The organism is Secundilactobacillus sp. MJ173, from assembly GCF_059704265.1.
This window is the reverse complement of sequence record NZ_BAAKGN010000020.1, coordinates 19691-35552: the sequence shown is the minus strand read 5'-3', so window position 1 is coordinate 35552 and position 15862 is coordinate 19691. Positions and strand designations below refer to the sequence as shown.

Here is a 15862-nt window from a genome sequence, read left to right as displayed (position 1 = left end):
ACTGTAGAATTAGTTTAAATAAGGGGGATTAACCATGGCAGAAAAACAATTAATGGCTTATGCAGTTGGCGAACAGATGAATCTAATGGCACTCCTGAAAAATGTGAACGTTCGAGTAGCTAAAAACGGCAAGCAGTACCTTGATTTGACCTTCGAAGATCAGTCGGGTGAGATCACGGGTAAGTTTTGGGATGCCAGCGCTGCTGATATTGAACGTTATCAGGCAGGGCGCGTGGTTCGACTGGCAGGTAAGCGAGAGAATTATCAGGGTTCCCCACAAGTTAAGATTGGTTCTCTAAGGTTGGCTAACGCTGATGAGCCGAATGATCCCAGTGAATTTGTGGTTCACGCACCAATGAAAGCTAGTGAAATGGAAGATGAACTTAACCAGGTGGTTTTTGAGATCACTAACCAGGTTTGGAATCGCATCGTTCGTTATTTGATTGCCAAGCATCGTGATGATTTCTTCACGTATCCGGCTGCCAAACATAATCACCACGCATTTCAAGGTGGACTTGCTTACCACACGCTTTCAATTCTGCGGTTAGCGCACAGCGTGGTTAACCAGTACCCATCGATCAACGCACCGTTACTTTATGCAGGTGCTATTTTGCATGATCTCGGCAAAGTGATTGAATTGTCTGGTCCCGTTTCCACTCAGTATACGGTAGAGGGAAATCTGCTGGGACATATCAGTATTGTTGATGGTGAAATCGTGTCCGCCTGCAATGAACTAAAGTTTGATTTAAATAACGAAGACGTGGTTTTGCTCAGACACATGATTTTAGCTCATCATGGTCTGTTAGAATACGGTTCACCAGTTCGACCTCGTCTATTAGAAGCTGAAATATTGCACCAATTAGATGAATTAGACGCTTCAATTATGATGGTCACTAGCGCTGTCGAGAATACGACCCCAGGTGAATTTGGTGAACGGTTGTTTGCCATGGACGGTCGTTCGTTCTATCGACCAAACTCACCGCAGACTGGCAATCAAGAAGAGTAAAAATAAACCAAAATAAAAAGGGTTGAAATCCTGATTTTCATCAGGCATTTCAATCCTTTTTTAATTCATCGATTAACACGGAGAATTACTTACTACTCTTTGATGAGCTGCTTGAAGTCAAGTAGTCAGCAAGAACGTTTTGTAATTGACTGTCCTTAATTGAAACGTTACCCTTCTTGAGCACTTTAGAAACAACGCTCTTCAAGGTTGCGCTATCGTTCATACGCTTGTCGTAGATTTGGTTCTTCAATTCAGTTTCATGTTGCTTGTAAGTACCCTTACCAGGGTTGCTGTCCATCTTGATGACGTGGTAGCCATAAGAAGTCTTAACAGGGGTAGTGGTGTACTGGTTAGTCTTCAGCTTGAAGGCAGCCTTCTTGAAGGTTGAGTCAAGTTGCGTATCAGTGTTATCAAATGCATCTAACTTACCACCCTTGTTCTTAGTGGCACTGTCAGTAGAGTACTTCTTAGCTAATGAAGCGAAGCTCTTACCATCTTTCAACTGCTTGATAACATTTTCAGCGGTTGACTTCTTAGAAACTAAGATATGAGAAACAGTGACTTTTGGTTGGTAACTCTTAAATTGTTGCTTGAGTTGTGCATCGGTAACTTTAGTATCAGCCTTAACAGCTTCCTTCAAAAGTAAGTTACTTTTGATTTGCTGCTTTAATTGAGAAGCAGTCATACCACTTTGCTGAAGGACACTACTAAACGATGAACCATATTGTTTCTTATAACTGTTGTATTCTTTGGTAACATCTGAATCCTTTACTTTGCTACCAAATTGCTTATCAAGAACTTTGTTCAAGATCATTTGTTGTAAGACTTGCTTACCGCTAGAAGTGTTTTTTAAGCTGCTGTAAAATTGACTTTCCGTAATTTTACCGCCTGAAGTGGTGGCAACTGTTTTGCTACCACAAGCTGCAAGTGTCAAACTTAACATAACACCTGCAAGAGCAACGAACCATTTTTTCATATCTGAATACACATCCATTTCTTTAGATTAGTTTCATCCCGTTGGGACATCCTACTTAATATAACATAAACTCAAAATAATTTTCAGATGTAAAGGGAACTTAATAAAAATTGAATAGTTCTATTTACTTGAATCCGAATTCTCTAAGTTGGACACACGCTCATTAATGGCATCGAGATGCGGTTGAATTTTGAACTGAAACTGATCAACCGCCGATTCGATACTATCAATGACCGGCTGTGCTTTTTTGAGCTCAGTTTGTAGATCCGCCAAACGTGATTGAACGACCGTGGCTTGTTGCTTAACGTTATTTAGTGCTGTCTGACGAGCTCGAAGGTGGTCAACCGTTTCCTGAACAAAATCGATGGGCGACTGTTGCTTACGGTAAAGGTGAACCGCCAAGGAAGCGCCAGCCGTGAATAGGGCACTGGTTAAAAATCGTTTCAAATCTTCACCTCAAATTAAAATTGTGACTTGATTGCATTTTGAATATCGGTATAAGCTTTTTCGTCATATTTGCTGGAATTATCCTTAAATGTCATGGCGAAATCATCATGGTCAGTATAGCGAGGTATCAGATGAATATGGGAGTGGAAAACGGATTGGTAAGCAACCTCACCGTTATTGTTCAAAATGTTAAGTCCTTTGATCTCAGGGTTAGAAGCCTTAACTGCTCGAGCAATTGCAGGAATCTTACTGAAAACAGTTGCTGCCAGATCAGCGTCGTAAGCAAAGATATCAGCAACGTGAGTCTTTGGAACAACTAAAGTGTGGCCAGGAGTCCCCTGTGAAATATCCAAAAAGGCTTTGACATCATCGTCTTCATAGACGGTGTAACTAGGAACTTCACCCTTAATAATTTTGCAGAAAATACAATCATCATCATAGTTATGAACCATTTTAAATCCTCCTTTAAAATCATAAAAGTTACGTTAAGTATAACGCATTATGCTAAAATTCCATACACTTCGGCGTATGATATAATGAAAACAATTGACCCAAAATACAGAGAAATGAAGGGATGTTCATGACGCTTCAAGTAACCAAAGTTGTTGGCGGTTATTCACAAATACCAGTCTTAAAAGAAGTGACATTTGATGTTCAAGATGGCGAGCTTGTGGGCTTAATTGGGCTGAATGGTGCGGGTAAATCAACCACGATCAATCACATTATTGGGTTGTTAACGCCTTTTAAGGGTGAAATTAAGATTAACGGACTTACCTTAAACGAAGATAAAAATGGTTATAAAAAACAAATTGCCTATATTCCAGAAACACCGATTCTTTATCAAGAGTTAACGCTAAAGGAACACTTGGAAATGACCATGATGGCTTATAGCCTTGACCACGATAAAGCGTGGGAAAAAGCGAATCATTTGTTGAGTATCTTCCGTCTAGATAACAAATTAGACTGGTTTCCAGCTAACTTTTCAAAAGGCATGAAGCAAAAAGTAATGATTGTGTGTGCCTTTATTACGGAAGCGCCACTGTTCATCATTGACGAACCCTTCTTAGGATTGGATCCGTTGGCGGTTCATGACTTGTTAAATTTGATTGATGAACAAAAAGCTAAGGGGGCCAGCGTGTTGATGTCAACGCACGTTTTGGATACCGCCGAAAAGTACTGCGACCGGTTTGTGCTGTTGCACGATGGGACAGTCAAAACGGAAGGAACCTTACCAGAGTTGCGTCAAGCTCTGCCGGATGCGGGTGAATCCTTAGACGATATTTACATGTCAATGACGAGGGCGGATCAGCATGAATAATTTATACCGACAGCGTTTGTCTAGTCATTTAAAAGAAATGTTTAAATACCTGCGATTGGTGTTCAACGACCACTTTGTTTTTGCGCTGCTGATTTTTATTGGCGGACTGGGATATGCTTATTCTAATGGCCTAAAGGAATTGCAGCCCAACCTCTGGTGGGCTAAGCCGGTGATTGTCGTTGTATTACTACTAGTGTTGCAGCTGAAACGATTTGCGACGCTGTTTCAGGACGCTGATGTGGTTTTTCTACTGCCAAAGGAAGCTGAAGTTCGTCAGTATTTAAGCGGTGCCCGTGCGTACAGTGAAAGTCTGGCCTTCATCTACGAACTATTTGGTATGTTCGTCTTGCTGCCATTCATTCAAGTAACGGATGCCATGCCGGTCTTTGATTTGGCACTGATTGCAGTTGCACAATTACTGCTGAAAGATGGTTTGTTTAGCTTAGCAATCGTCAGACGGTTTCAGGTTAAATCGGCTTGGTTAAAAGAGTCAGTCTGGTTCAAATGGGTAGTACCACTGGTTGTGTTAGTAGCCAGTGTATACGGGACGCCAATTATTGGCATGCTGCTGGCACTTGTACTGGCGGTAGGCTTACGAGTAGCGGATAAACGTTACAATGTCGTACCGTTTGACTGGTGGCAAGCCATTACGTTAGAGAATAATCGAATGATGGGTGTTTACCGGTTCTTTAATTTATTCACGAACGTTCCCATGCTTAAAGGGGTGGCCAAACGGCGCCGTTATTTAGACTGGTTATTAAACATCGTGAAGGTGACACCCAAGAATACGTATCTCTACCTCTATAGCCGAGGAATTGTCCGTAGCGGCGAGTTTAGTGGTCTGTATTCTCGGCTCACGATTCTAGGAATGGTTTTGCTCTACTTCGTTCGGGGTACTTGGCTACCAGTAGCGTTGGCTGCACTGTTTCTCTATCTGATTGGTTTCCAGCTGATTCCGTTTTACTGGCAGTTTGATGATATCGTCTTTACTCATTTATACCCTGTCGAGGAGAAACAGCGGGTGAACAGTTTCAGACGTCTAATGTTTTCATTAATTGGCATCACCGCTGTTCTGTTCTTAGTGATGGTCTTTGTTGCCAATCAAGACTTGACGGTGGGACTGATTGCGCTTGCAGTTGAATTAGTCGAAGTAGTTTTGATGGTTCAATATTATTTGCCGTTACGTCTAAGAAAGAAGAAGTAGTAAAAACCAGTTGACTCAATGGGTTTGTTTGCCTAAAATGAACAGTAATCTTAAACGACGGGCTTGAGTTAAGTTCGTCGTTTTATAATGGAAATCGGAGGAACAACATACATGCGGGTACGTAAGAAACCGTGGGCAGCGCAGTACATTAAGGATCACTCAGATTTAATCGTGACGGATCCTGAATCACAGTTAGGTCATTGGCAGGAACGTTTTCCTAATCATCAACCCATTCAAGTTGAAATTGGGATTGGTAAGGGCCAGTTTATTATTGAAATGGCGCGACAAAATCCAGAGATCAACTTTTTAGGGATTGAAATTCAGGAATCAGTCATCGCCACGGCACTGCGTAAATTGGTTGAAAGCGAGCTGCCTAACGTCCAGTTGGTAGAAACTGATGGTGCGTTTGTGGATACCTTATTCGCTGAAGGTGAAATCGATAAGCTATACCTTAACTTTTCAGATCCATGGCCGAAGAAGCGGCACGCTAAGCGTCGACTGACGTCACCTAACTTTTTAACTCACTATCAAAAAGTGCTCAAAGAAGACGGCCGAATTCAGTTTAAAACTGATAACCGTGGTTTGTTTGAATACTCGTTGACCAGTTTTAATAACTTTGGAATGGTTTTTGACGAAGTCTGGCTGGATTTGCACAATAGCGAAGGCAACGAGGGCAACGAGGGCAACGTTCAAACAGAATATGAAGAGAAGTTTAGCGCTAAGGGACCAATTTATAAATTAGTGGCTCGCTTCGACACTAAATAAGCACGAAAAAGTCCCGACTACAATTAACTTGTAATCGGGACGCATATTGCAGAATTTTACAGACGATTCATTTTTAGGATACTACCAGTCTTAGCATCCGCAATAAATTCATACGAAACGAGTTTATTGTCTTCCATGCGGGAAATGCCACCGGAATAAACCATGGTGTGAATGGCGAATTGTGCGTGCTTGTACGGATGATCGTTGATCCAAGCACCTTCAATGGTGGATTCTTTTCGGAAGGCTTGCTTGACACTGTTTAAAATATCGTTTGGTGTCATGTATTGGTGGTTAAATGCTGATTTACCCATCAGAAAGCCAAATAAAATACTTAATAAGGATAATAGGCTGAGTTGCTGATAATCTTTGATGTTTAGTTCCATACGCGTTTCCTCCTGCGCTGTTTAGTATCATGTTAGCTCAAATCTCTCTTTGATACCACATTAATGTACTTTTTCTGAAAACAGGGTATAATCAATTTGCTGAACAAAAGTAAGTAAGGAGTGATAGTAATGGAAAAATTACCTCAAATGACAAAGGATCAACTACTTGAAACCATTAAAAATGGTCGCTACATGTTATTCTTCTCGGCAACGTGGTGCACTGACTGTGCGTTCATTAAGCCATCAATGCCAGCAATTGAAGCCGAATATCCGGACTTTAAATTTATCAACGTTGATCGTGATGAAAACATTGATCTTGCCGTAGATTTAAACGTATTAGGCATTCCTAGCTTTATTGCGTATAATAATGGTGAAGAAATCGGTCGCTTCGTAAATAAAGACCGCAAAACAAAACAGCAAGTAGAAGAATTTATCAACGCACTTTAGTTCTTCTGCTTTTGAAAGGATGCTCCATGTTAATTTCTAGTTATAATCAAAAGGCACTTGGCGACGTGATGATTATTTATGTGGCACCAGATGTCGAAGAACAATCCGTTGTTACTAAAGGTAATTTCACTCGCATCTTTGATCCCGAAACTGATACGACGCTGGGCTATAATGTCGCTCACGTGTCGGATATTTTAGGACCCATCGATCAAAATGGACAGGTTTTTTTGACGGCAGAACAGGTATCGACCTTGAATCAAGCACTGTCTGATGCTGGTTTTGAGCCAGAATTACAGGCTGATTTAACGCCGAAGTTCATTGTGGGTTACGTTGAATCAGCTGAGCCGCACCCAGATTCTAATCACTTATTGGTGACAAAGACCCGGGTCCAAGACGGTAAAACGCTGCAAATCGTTTCAGGTTCGCCCAACATGCAGGCGGATATCAAGGTGGTTGTAGCTGAAGTTGGTGCGATGATGCCAGATGGTCTGATTATTTGGCCTGGTAAATTGCGTGGCGTTGAAAGTGATGGTATGATTTCATCAGGAAGAGAATTAAAGATTCCTGGGGCACCCGATCGGCCGGGCGCGTTGATTTTACCTGATGATTACGAAGTTGGAACGCCATTTGACTTTAACAAGGCACAAACTTTATTCAGTTAGATGAACGACGTGAAAGGGGCCTCGGCTCCTTTTTATTTTGCCCTCGGCCATAAAATGATTAAACTAAACTAACTTGAATACTGAATGGATGACTAATATGAATCACTATGATGGACCAGCTTTTTACCGGAGATACCGTCGACCAGAAAAGTCGGCTAAAGAGCCAGTTTCGCCACAGTTTAAAGTACCTGGTAAACAGGTCAAACATACGGATGAAGAACCGGCAATTTTTCGACGGGAAAAACCGCATCGCGAAGAGATAAAACGGCGTGAGACTAACCAACGACCTGAAACACGGTCAGAGCCTGCGCCCAAGAAACCGGTTAGTAATGATTGGCGCTCTTCAACACCCTTTAGACCAACGCAGGTGCCTAAACAACTTAACAGAAGGGTGATTCGTCAGCCCAAAATAGATTACACCGCTATCATCAAGCAATACTTTCAAAAAGATGATCGTGATGTGATGGTCTTTGACGATGGCACTGAATTGACAGCTGACTCGGTAGTGGAAGAGCAACCACGGTTAGCATTTGAAACAGATAACACTGTTGATGTAGAAACAATCGCTGACCAGAGTGAATTGAATCAGCAACAACCAACGCAAGCTACTCAGGGTAATGCAGAAATATCTGATCAGCCTGATCTTGGTGGCGAGCAACAAACTGAGGCGGGTGAAGAATCACTAGAAGATGCTGCAGACGAAGTTGTTGAAACGACAGTAGATACTAATCAAACAGTCTCATCATTTAATTCTGATGTAGCTGATTCAGATGCTGCATCGGCTGAAGCTGAATCTAATCAAGAATTGATTGATGAGTCAGCGGACACGAGTCGCATCCCTATTCCAGTGATTGCAAAACAGCCTGAGGTGCAAAATGCCGAACCCAATTTGGCATCGCCACAGGATGAAGTGGACACTGATCTTTCCAACAATCAGGCGAAGGGGATTACTGGCCCTACTGATACGACACTGCCAGAAGATTCGGCTGAAACAACTGAGATGGCGGCGTCAAGTGATGATATTGAACAACAGCTAGAATCAGAAGTAAACCCAGAACCAGAACAAAAACCAGAAGCAACACCAGAAACCAAACCTAAACCAGAACTAGGACATGGCTTGGGTCATTCCCTTGGAGATATTCTCGAAGAGGAAAATACTAGTTCACAAATGAATAAACTGGCATTATTCCAGGATAAGCCAACGGCGAAAGCGGTCAATCAGGATGACCAAGATAATCGTGGTTATCAATTTCCGGCTACTTCTTTGTTGACACCACCCGTTGTTACGGATGAAAACGCATTGGATGAATGGATCGAACATCAGGGTGAGGTATTGGATGAAACGTTGCAAGCTTTCCACGTGGATGCACACGTGGTGGACTGGACAGTTGGTCCAACCGTCACCCAGTTTCAGGTTCATTTAGCACTGGGAGTTAAAGTAAACAAAATTACTAATCTGACGGATGATTTGAAGCTGGCATTAGCGGCTAAGGATATTCGGATCGAAGCACCGATTCCTGGTAAGACCACGGTAGGAATTGAAATTCCTAACCCGAAGACGCGACCGGTGATGCTGTCAGAAGTACTGGAATCAAAGGTCTTTAAAGATAGTACCTCACCATTGACCGTTGCCCTTGGAGTGGATTTATTTGGCCAACCAAGAGTGACCGATCTACGGAAAATGCCTCATGGATTGATTGCGGGTGCTACTGGTTCCGGTAAGTCAGTCTTCATTAACAGTCTGTTAATTTCGTTACTATACAAAGCCACACCGGCCCAGTTACGGTTGTTGCTGATTGATCCTAAAGCAGTTGAGCTCGCACCATACGACGGGCTGCCACACTTGTTATCACCCGTGATCTCTGATCCTCAGGCCGCTGCTGCAGCGCTAAAGTGGGCGGTCAAGGAAATGGATGACCGGTATGATCGATTAGCCGCTGCTGGTGTACGAAATATTGAACAATATAACGACCGTGCTGAATTAACTGGTGATTACGCGCAGAAACTGCCATACATTGTCATCGTGATTGATGAGTTAGCTGATTTAATGATGATGGCTTCCAGCGAGGTTCAGGACTACATTGTCCGAATTACGCAAAAAGCACGTGCAGCCGGGATCCATCTGCTGATTGCTACCCAACGGCCAAGCGTTGATATCGTGACGGGGACCATTAAAAATAACATTCCGACTCGGGTAGCCTTCATGGTATCCTCTCAGGTGGACTCCAGAACGATTATCGACACGTCTGGCGCGGAACGCTTGCTAGGGAAGGGCGATATGCTGTTCTTGGGCAACGGTGCCTCACAGCCGCTTCGTTTGCAAGGAACCTTCGTTGATAAAGAAGTTGACCGGGTAACTGATTTCGTGCGGACTCAGGGTCAGCCACACTATGCCTTTGATCCGGATGGTCTGTTAGAAAAACAACAGGTCCAAGAAAGTCAGGATGAATTGATGCCAGAAGTTTTGGACTATATCGTTCAAGAGAAAACGGTCTCTACGTCGAAACTGCAACGGGTCTTTTCAATTGGCTATAATCGGGCAGCAAACTTAATTGATACCCTTGAAAATAAGCAATATATTTCTGGTCAAAACGGCTCCAAACCCCGGGACGTTTTTCTCACTGAAAAACAGCTGGCCGAAATGCGTGCACCTCGAACCGATTAAAAGGTGAAAACCACTCATGTTACAGTGCAGAAAATGCACTGTTCAAGAAGTGTTCGCTCTGCTAAAATATTGATATGGACCAATGATGGCTGATTAACCAGCAATAGTCGGCCTAAATTAAATCATTGAAACGATGAAAAGAGGATTTTGATGGACAACACAACCACGTATTATTTTGTTGGAATCAAAGGATCAGGGATGAGCTCACTTGCGCTCATTCTTCACGACAAAGGTTTTAAAGTAGCGGGATCTGACATTACACAGTACACGTTTACACAACGTGGCCTTGAACAGGCTAAGATCCCAGTTTATCCATTCGACGAAGCGAATATTCACGAAGGCTTAACGGTCATTGCTGGGAATTCCTTCACCGATAATCATCCAGAAATCAAAAAAGCACGGGAAATGGGCTTACCCGTTTACCGTTATCATGAATTTTTAGGTAAATTAATTGAAGGCTATACCAGTATTGGGGTTGCCGGTGCCCATGGTAAGACCAGTACTACTGGCCTACTTTCGCATGTGTTGTCCGGCATCGCACCAACGAGTTACTTGATTGGTGATGGGACTGGTAAGGGTACGCCAAACGCACGGTTCTTTGTCTATGAAGCCGATGAGTACCGTCGCCATTTCTTAGCCACTAAACCTGACTATGCCATCATGACTAACATTGACTTTGATCACCCTGATTACTACCAGGATATCGATGATGTGTTCAGTGCTTTTCAGACGTTTGCTAACCAAGTGAATAAAGGTATCTTTGCCTGGGGCGACGATGAGAATTTACGTCGGTTAAAGACGGATGTACCTGTTTATTATTATGGGACTAGCGACCGGGATGATTTTCAGGCGCGTAACATCAAGCGGACGACTAAGGGTTCTCAGTTTGACGTCTACTACCACGATGAATTCTTAGGTAACTACCATGTTCCACTGTTTGGTGAACACAATGTCTTGAATAGTTTGGCTGTGATTGCCGTGGCATACTTTGAAGATGTTGATTTGGATGCCATCAAAGATGAATTATTGAGTTTTAAGGGTGTTAAGCGTCGGTTTGCTGAACGCAAAGTGGCTGACATGACCATCATCGATGATTACGCCCACCATCCATCAGAGATTCGGGCAACTTTGGATGCTGCTCGGCAGAAGTATCCTGACAAAAAAGTGATAGCTGTTTTCCAACCACATACGTTTACCCGTGTGATTGCGTTAATGGATGATTTTGCGAAGGCTTTAAATAACGCGGATGTTGTTTACTTGACCGATATTTTCAGCTCAGCTCGTGAATCAAACGGTAAGGTTTCCAGTGAAGACCTTGCTAAGAAGATTAACAAGGGTGGCGAAATTTTGAAGTTGGATAACATGTCACCATTGTTGGATTACCATGATGCTGTTGTGGTCTTCATGGGTGCGGGTGATGTCCAGAAGTACGAACGTGCCTACGAAGAACTATTGAGCCATCTGTCATTAAAAGATAACTAATTATTAATATTTTCTAAAAGGTAACTTATTTAAGCTGTAAGCAATCACTTTTCATTGCTTTTTCCACTAGGGTTGTTAGAATGTATTCTTAACAAGGAATATAAAAGGAGAGACCTTAATGAACAATTACGATGAACAGCCACGACGCGTGATTAATGCGGATGTTGGTTTAAACAAATTTTTAACTAAAATGTATGGTTGGATGGCAGTAGCCGTATTGTTATCAGCCTTTGCAGCGTTTTACGTTTCTACCACGCCAGCTTTGATGTCGCTTTTTACGGGTTCATACCGAATCGTGCCAATTATTGTATGGTTTGTCTTTCCATTCCTAGTGAGTGGTCAAGCAATGAAGCGGCCATCGGTTAGTTTCGTGCTGTTAATGGCTTATGGGCTGTTGACGGGTGGCATTATGTCAATGTATGCGTTGGTGTACACCGGAACAACCATGGTGAGTGCGTTCGCTTCTAGCGCAACGATTTTCATTGCCATGGCCGTATACGGGATCGCTACGAAACGTGATTTATCACGAGTGGGTGCACAAGCAACTGCTGCCTTGATTGCGTTAATCGTTGCTTTCTTGATTAATATTTGGTTGAAGAGTTCCATGATTGCCTTTGTTTTCTCCATTATCGGAGTGGTTATCTTCACTGCTTTAACGGCATCAGATAGCCAAAAGATGAAACGCTTGTATTTGCAAAGTGATGGTAGTGCAACCAGTTCCACTGGTTTGGCCATCATCGGTGCGATGCAGCTTTACCTCGACTTCGTGAACCTGTTTATTTTATTACTGCAGATTTTTGGCGGTATGGGTGATCGAGACTAAGCATTTAAAATTAAATATCAATAAATATAGTTTTAACATGTACAAATAATTAAACTTGAACCTGATTATCAGTCAGTAGGTTATGACTGTAGTCAGGTTTTTTGTTTAGATATTTTTTACTTCTAATTACTTGACGTAACTATCAGATTGCTTTACCATCTTTTCAAGTACTTTTTGCGAGAACAGGGGGCATGTTGTTTGAAAAAACGTAGTTGTCACTTCTTTTATAAGTACTTTTAACTTTATATATCATTAAGGACATTAACTTAAATAAGAGGAGGAAATCTTCACTGGTTGGCGACGTGTAAGTAAAACTTGAATCACTATTGTAGAGGGAGAATGGTTTGATGACAATTAAAGATAAAATTTTGGGAACATTGTACGGTCAAGCTATCGGGGATGCTATGGGTATGCCGTCAGAGCTATGGCCGGTGCAGCAGATTCGACAGCAATTTAGCGGCCAGATTACGACCTTTTTGGATGGACCAGCAAATAACGATATCGCTGTGAATTTTACCAAGGGTGAATATACGGATGATACCAATCAAGCACTAGCAATTTTAGACTCACTGATTGAAACGGGGTGGCATCCAGATCAGCAAAATCTGGTTCAGCACATTATGAAATGGGCTGATGAGGTGGGGGCTTGGGAAAACAATATTTTGGGACCCAGCAGTAAAGCGGCCTTGACCGCCATCAAAAAGGGTGAAGATCCGCGTCCCGTAACTGATAAAGCCTTAACCAACGGTGCTGGTATGCGGATTGCGCCTATTGGCTCACTGTTTGATCCTAATGAGCTTAGTGAACTGCTCAAGATGGTTTATGAAGTTACTCGGGTGACTCATTCCAGTGACGTGGCAATGAGCGGTGCTGCCATGATTGCGGGAGCTGTGGCCGCGGCCGCAGCAGACTATTCTTGGGATGAAATCATTGACTTCGCGTTGAAATGCAACGATGAGGGTTTCAAGCTGGGGGCGCCAACGTGGGCTGCCAAAACCCATGAACGGTTAAAATTAGGAATTGAACTAGCAAACCGCTATCCAAATGATGAAGGTCGCTTTAGTCAAGCCATTTACGATGTGATTGGTACTGGAACCATGATTTCTGAAAGTATTCCCGCAGCCTTGTCAATTGCTTATTACACCCAAACGGTGCGGAAGTCTGCCATACTGTGTGCCAATTTGGGTGGGGATACCGACACGATTGGAGCCATGGCAACAGCAATTTGCGGTGCTAAGAATGGCGCTTCATCAATTGACCAATCGTGGCTCAGTTTGATTGATATCAAGAATCCGCAGCACCATTTTGACAAATACGCTGAGCAAATGTTGCAGTTTCGGACAACTAACGAATAGGACGGTATAACATTATGGACGATAAGATTATTAAGATTCCTGAGGCGGATAAAACCTTAACGCCGGGTAAATTATTCTATAACTGGTTTGCGGCCAACATTGGTATTATGGGCTTTGTGTATGGTGCTATTATTGTGAGCTATCATTTATCCTTTGTACAAGCCATTGCCGCTTCCTTAGTTGGCGCATTGTCGTTTCTGATTCCCGGCTGGGTAGCCATGATCGGTCAACGAGAGGGCATTACCACCTTCAAGCTGAGCCGGGCGGCATACGGGACGTACGGTAATAAAATTCCCAACGCCATTGCCTGGTTCAACATGGTAGGGTGGTTGTCAGTCAACATCATCACCGGGACATTGCTACTGATCTCCCTATTCAAAGTGATTCACGTGCAGAAAAATTCACTGACAACTGCCATTGCCTTAATTATTTTTGGCGGACTGGTCATACTTTCTGGGCTACTAAAAGAAGCAACTTTAGCGAAAATTCAAACTTGGTTGAGCTGGGTCTTTGGGGTGTTAACAGCTGTCATTTTAGTGATTTTTCTGATGAAAGCGAACTGGACAGAGGCCTTAGATTTACCAAGCGGTAGCTGGATTACCGGCTTTCTGCCCGCTGTCAGTATCGTAGCAGCTGGGTCCGGAATTTCTTGGTCCATGGCCGCTGCTGATTGGGGTGCTTACGTCAAACCTAATACAAAACCGGCTGCGACTTTTTGGAACACGACGATGGGGGGTGCTGTTCCGCTGTTTGTGTTGATGGCTGGGGGTGTTTTGCTAAGCACGATTGAGCCCAAGCTTGCGACCACGGGTAATCCGTTTGATGTGATGTACGGCGCCTTACCAAGCTGGATTGGGGTAATCTACTTCTTAGTGGCAGCTGGCGGTTTAATTCCTCAATGTATTGTTTCACTGCGTTCAGCACGAATCAATTTGGCAACGATTGGTATCAATGTGTCACAGCGAGCATCATTAACTATTCACGGTTTAATCGTTATTTTAATTCCAGTATATGTTTTGTTTATCTCCGGTAATTTTCTCAGTAACTTTGAGATTTTCCTGAACTTTCTGGGAATTTGCCTGGCTAGTTGGGTTGCTATTTTCTTATGCGACAGTGTGATGTTTCGGAAAAATGGTTATGATACCAAGCTGATTGATCCGCAATCCAGTGCTCGCTATAACTGGGGTGGTATTATTTCTTGGTTGATTGCCACCATTACCGGATTCCTGTTTACAAACAATGCGGTTTGGACGGGACCATTTGCACACGGCATCTTTGCCAATAACAGTTTGGGCGTCTTTGTATCCGCTATTTTAGCCATTATTTGCATGTTTATCGTCAAACTGATTAAAGGCGGGCGTATTGAGAAGGTGGCATAATGAACAAAACTTTGATTTTGGGTGCCACTTATGTTGATGTGATCATTGATGTGCCGCAGTTACCATTTTCAGGTGGCGACGTCACGGGTGAATTGAAAAAATACATTGTTGGTGGATCGGCTTTCAACGTTTATGGTGCTATGCACGCAGCTCATGCAGTTGCAGATTTATTCGTCCCTGTAGGCCAAGGCCAGTACGCTGATATTGTGCGCAGCGAATTGCAGCGTCGGCAAATTCCCGAATTATTACCGGTGACGGAAGCAGACAACGGTTGGGATATTTCCATGGTGGAACCTTCTGGTGAGCGCAGCTTTTTGACCATTCCCGGTATTGATCAGATTTGGCAGGATGACTGGTTTGACCGTATTAGTTTAGCGGATTATCAATATTTCTATCTTAGCGGGTATCAAATTGAGGATGAACACATTGCCAATCAGATTTTGGGGAGGTTAGCTCAGCGTAATGAAGATGCTTACGTTCTATTTGATGCGTCTCCGCGGATCAGCCATTTAACTACCAAAACGATGCAGCAGCTCCTGCACGACCACGTAATCATTCATTGTAATGAAGATGAAATCGGTTATTTCGGCAAACCTGGAGAATCGATGGATGAGATGGCAAAATCAATTTTTGAGCAAACCCAAAGTCCAGTGTTAGTGACGCTGGGGGCTAAGGGAACCTTTTATTACGATGGTAAACGTTCTGACATCATTCCCAGTCATCACGTCGAGGTTGTGAATACCATCGGTGCAGGGGATACCCATTGTGGTGGTTTTTTAGCTGGGCTAGCAAGCGGGATGAATTTAGTGGACGCAATCAAAATGGCTAATGAACTTGCAGGTAGGGTTGTGGCACAAGAGAATAGTAGTTTGTGATGAAGCTGTGCCACAACTTGGTAAATTTCAGAGGTTAACGTGAATAATGCCTATTCCGTGATTTTTGGGAATAGG

General features: G+C 43.0%; 16 protein-coding genes. 12 read left to right on the top strand and 4 right to left on the bottom strand.

The features are described 5' to 3' along the window. Positions 1-34: 34 nt before the first annotated feature. On the top strand, positions 35-1006 hold the full coding sequence (locus tag AC6H04_RS03315; protein WP_497570341.1) for a 3'-5' exoribonuclease YhaM family protein: 972 nt from the start codon (positions 35-37) through the stop codon (positions 1004-1006). Positions 1007-1091: 85 nt separating this feature from the next. Here the strand turns inward: AC6H04_RS03315 and AC6H04_RS03310 are convergent, their stop codons facing one another. From AC6H04_RS03310 to AC6H04_RS03300, 3 genes are all read right to left on the bottom strand, one after another. After that, a complete protein-coding gene (locus AC6H04_RS03310; protein ID WP_497570340.1) occupies positions 1092-1982 on the bottom strand; it encodes a peptidylprolyl isomerase PrsA in 891 nt (296 codons plus the stop codon). Between the two features lie 120 nt (positions 1983-2102). After that, positions 2103-2429, bottom strand: a complete 327-nt coding sequence (locus AC6H04_RS03305; protein WP_497570339.1) for a hypothetical protein — start codon at positions 2427-2429, stop codon at positions 2103-2105. Between the two features lie 14 nt (positions 2430-2443). After that, entirely contained in the window at positions 2444-2881 is a 438-nt protein-coding gene (locus tag AC6H04_RS03300) for an HIT family protein (RefSeq protein WP_497570338.1), read from the bottom strand. Positions 2882-3009: 128 nt separating this feature from the next. Here AC6H04_RS03300 and AC6H04_RS03295 point away from each other — a divergent pair, with 128 nt between their 5' ends. The 3 genes from AC6H04_RS03295 (at position 3010) to trmB (ending at position 5716) form a co-directional block, all read left to right on the top strand. Then, a complete protein-coding gene (locus AC6H04_RS03295; protein WP_497570337.1) occupies positions 3010-3747 on the top strand; it encodes an ABC transporter ATP-binding protein in 738 nt (245 codons plus the stop codon). Next, entirely contained in the window at positions 3740-4951 is a 1212-nt protein-coding gene (locus AC6H04_RS03290; protein ID WP_497570336.1) for an ABC transporter permease, read from the top strand. The genes AC6H04_RS03295 and AC6H04_RS03290 overlap by 8 nt, the downstream gene beginning before the upstream one ends. Before the next feature lie 111 nt (positions 4952-5062). After that, positions 5063-5716: a tRNA (guanosine(46)-N7)-methyltransferase TrmB gene (gene trmB / locus AC6H04_RS03285; RefSeq protein WP_497570335.1), complete on the top strand. Its 654-nt coding sequence runs from the start codon at positions 5063-5065 to the stop codon at positions 5714-5716. A 56-nt stretch (positions 5717-5772) separates the two neighbouring features. On the opposite strand, the gene AC6H04_RS03280 is transcribed toward trmB, so the two are convergent. After that, complete coding sequence (locus AC6H04_RS03280) at positions 5773-6099, bottom strand: PepSY domain-containing protein (RefSeq protein WP_497570334.1); 327 nt, start codon at positions 6097-6099, stop codon at positions 5773-5775. Between the two features lie 129 nt (positions 6100-6228). Between AC6H04_RS03280 and AC6H04_RS03275 the strand changes: the two genes are divergently transcribed. The 8 genes from AC6H04_RS03275 (at position 6229) to AC6H04_RS03240 (ending at position 15787) form a co-directional block, all read left to right on the top strand. Beyond that, a complete protein-coding gene (locus AC6H04_RS03275) occupies positions 6229-6546 on the top strand; it encodes a thioredoxin family protein (RefSeq protein WP_497570333.1) in 318 nt (105 codons plus the stop codon). A 26-nt stretch (positions 6547-6572) separates the two neighbouring features. Further along, on the top strand, positions 6573-7208 hold the full coding sequence (gene ytpR / locus AC6H04_RS03270) for a YtpR family tRNA-binding protein (RefSeq protein WP_497570332.1): 636 nt from the start codon (positions 6573-6575) through the stop codon (positions 7206-7208). Between the two features lie 97 nt (positions 7209-7305). Continuing rightward, the gene (locus AC6H04_RS03265) at positions 7306-9873 is read left to right on the top strand and encodes a DNA translocase FtsK (RefSeq protein WP_497570331.1); all 2568 of its coding nucleotides are present in this window, start codon (positions 7306-7308) and stop codon (positions 9871-9873) included. Between the two features lie 150 nt (positions 9874-10023). Beyond that, positions 10024-11355, top strand: a complete 1332-nt coding sequence (murC, locus tag AC6H04_RS03260; protein WP_497570330.1) for a UDP-N-acetylmuramate--L-alanine ligase — start codon at positions 10024-10026, stop codon at positions 11353-11355. Positions 11356-11473: 118 nt separating this feature from the next. After that, positions 11474-12178 carry a Bax inhibitor-1/YccA family protein gene (locus AC6H04_RS03255; RefSeq protein ID WP_098824087.1) on the top strand — a complete coding sequence of 235 codons (705 nt, stop codon included), beginning with the start codon at positions 11474-11476 and terminating at the stop codon, positions 12176-12178. A 347-nt stretch (positions 12179-12525) separates the two neighbouring features. Further along, positions 12526-13533: an ADP-ribosylglycohydrolase family protein gene (locus tag AC6H04_RS03250; protein WP_497570329.1), complete on the top strand. Its 1008-nt coding sequence runs from the start codon at positions 12526-12528 to the stop codon at positions 13531-13533. Between the two features lie 14 nt (positions 13534-13547). Continuing rightward, complete coding sequence (locus AC6H04_RS03245) at positions 13548-14912, top strand: purine-cytosine permease family protein (protein ID WP_497570328.1); 1365 nt, start codon at positions 13548-13550, stop codon at positions 14910-14912. After that, the gene (locus tag AC6H04_RS03240) at positions 14912-15787 is read left to right on the top strand and encodes a PfkB family carbohydrate kinase (protein ID WP_497570327.1); all 876 of its coding nucleotides are present in this window, start codon (positions 14912-14914) and stop codon (positions 15785-15787) included. Before AC6H04_RS03245 ends, AC6H04_RS03240 begins: the two co-directional genes overlap by 1 nt. Positions 15788-15862: the final 75 nt, after the last annotated feature.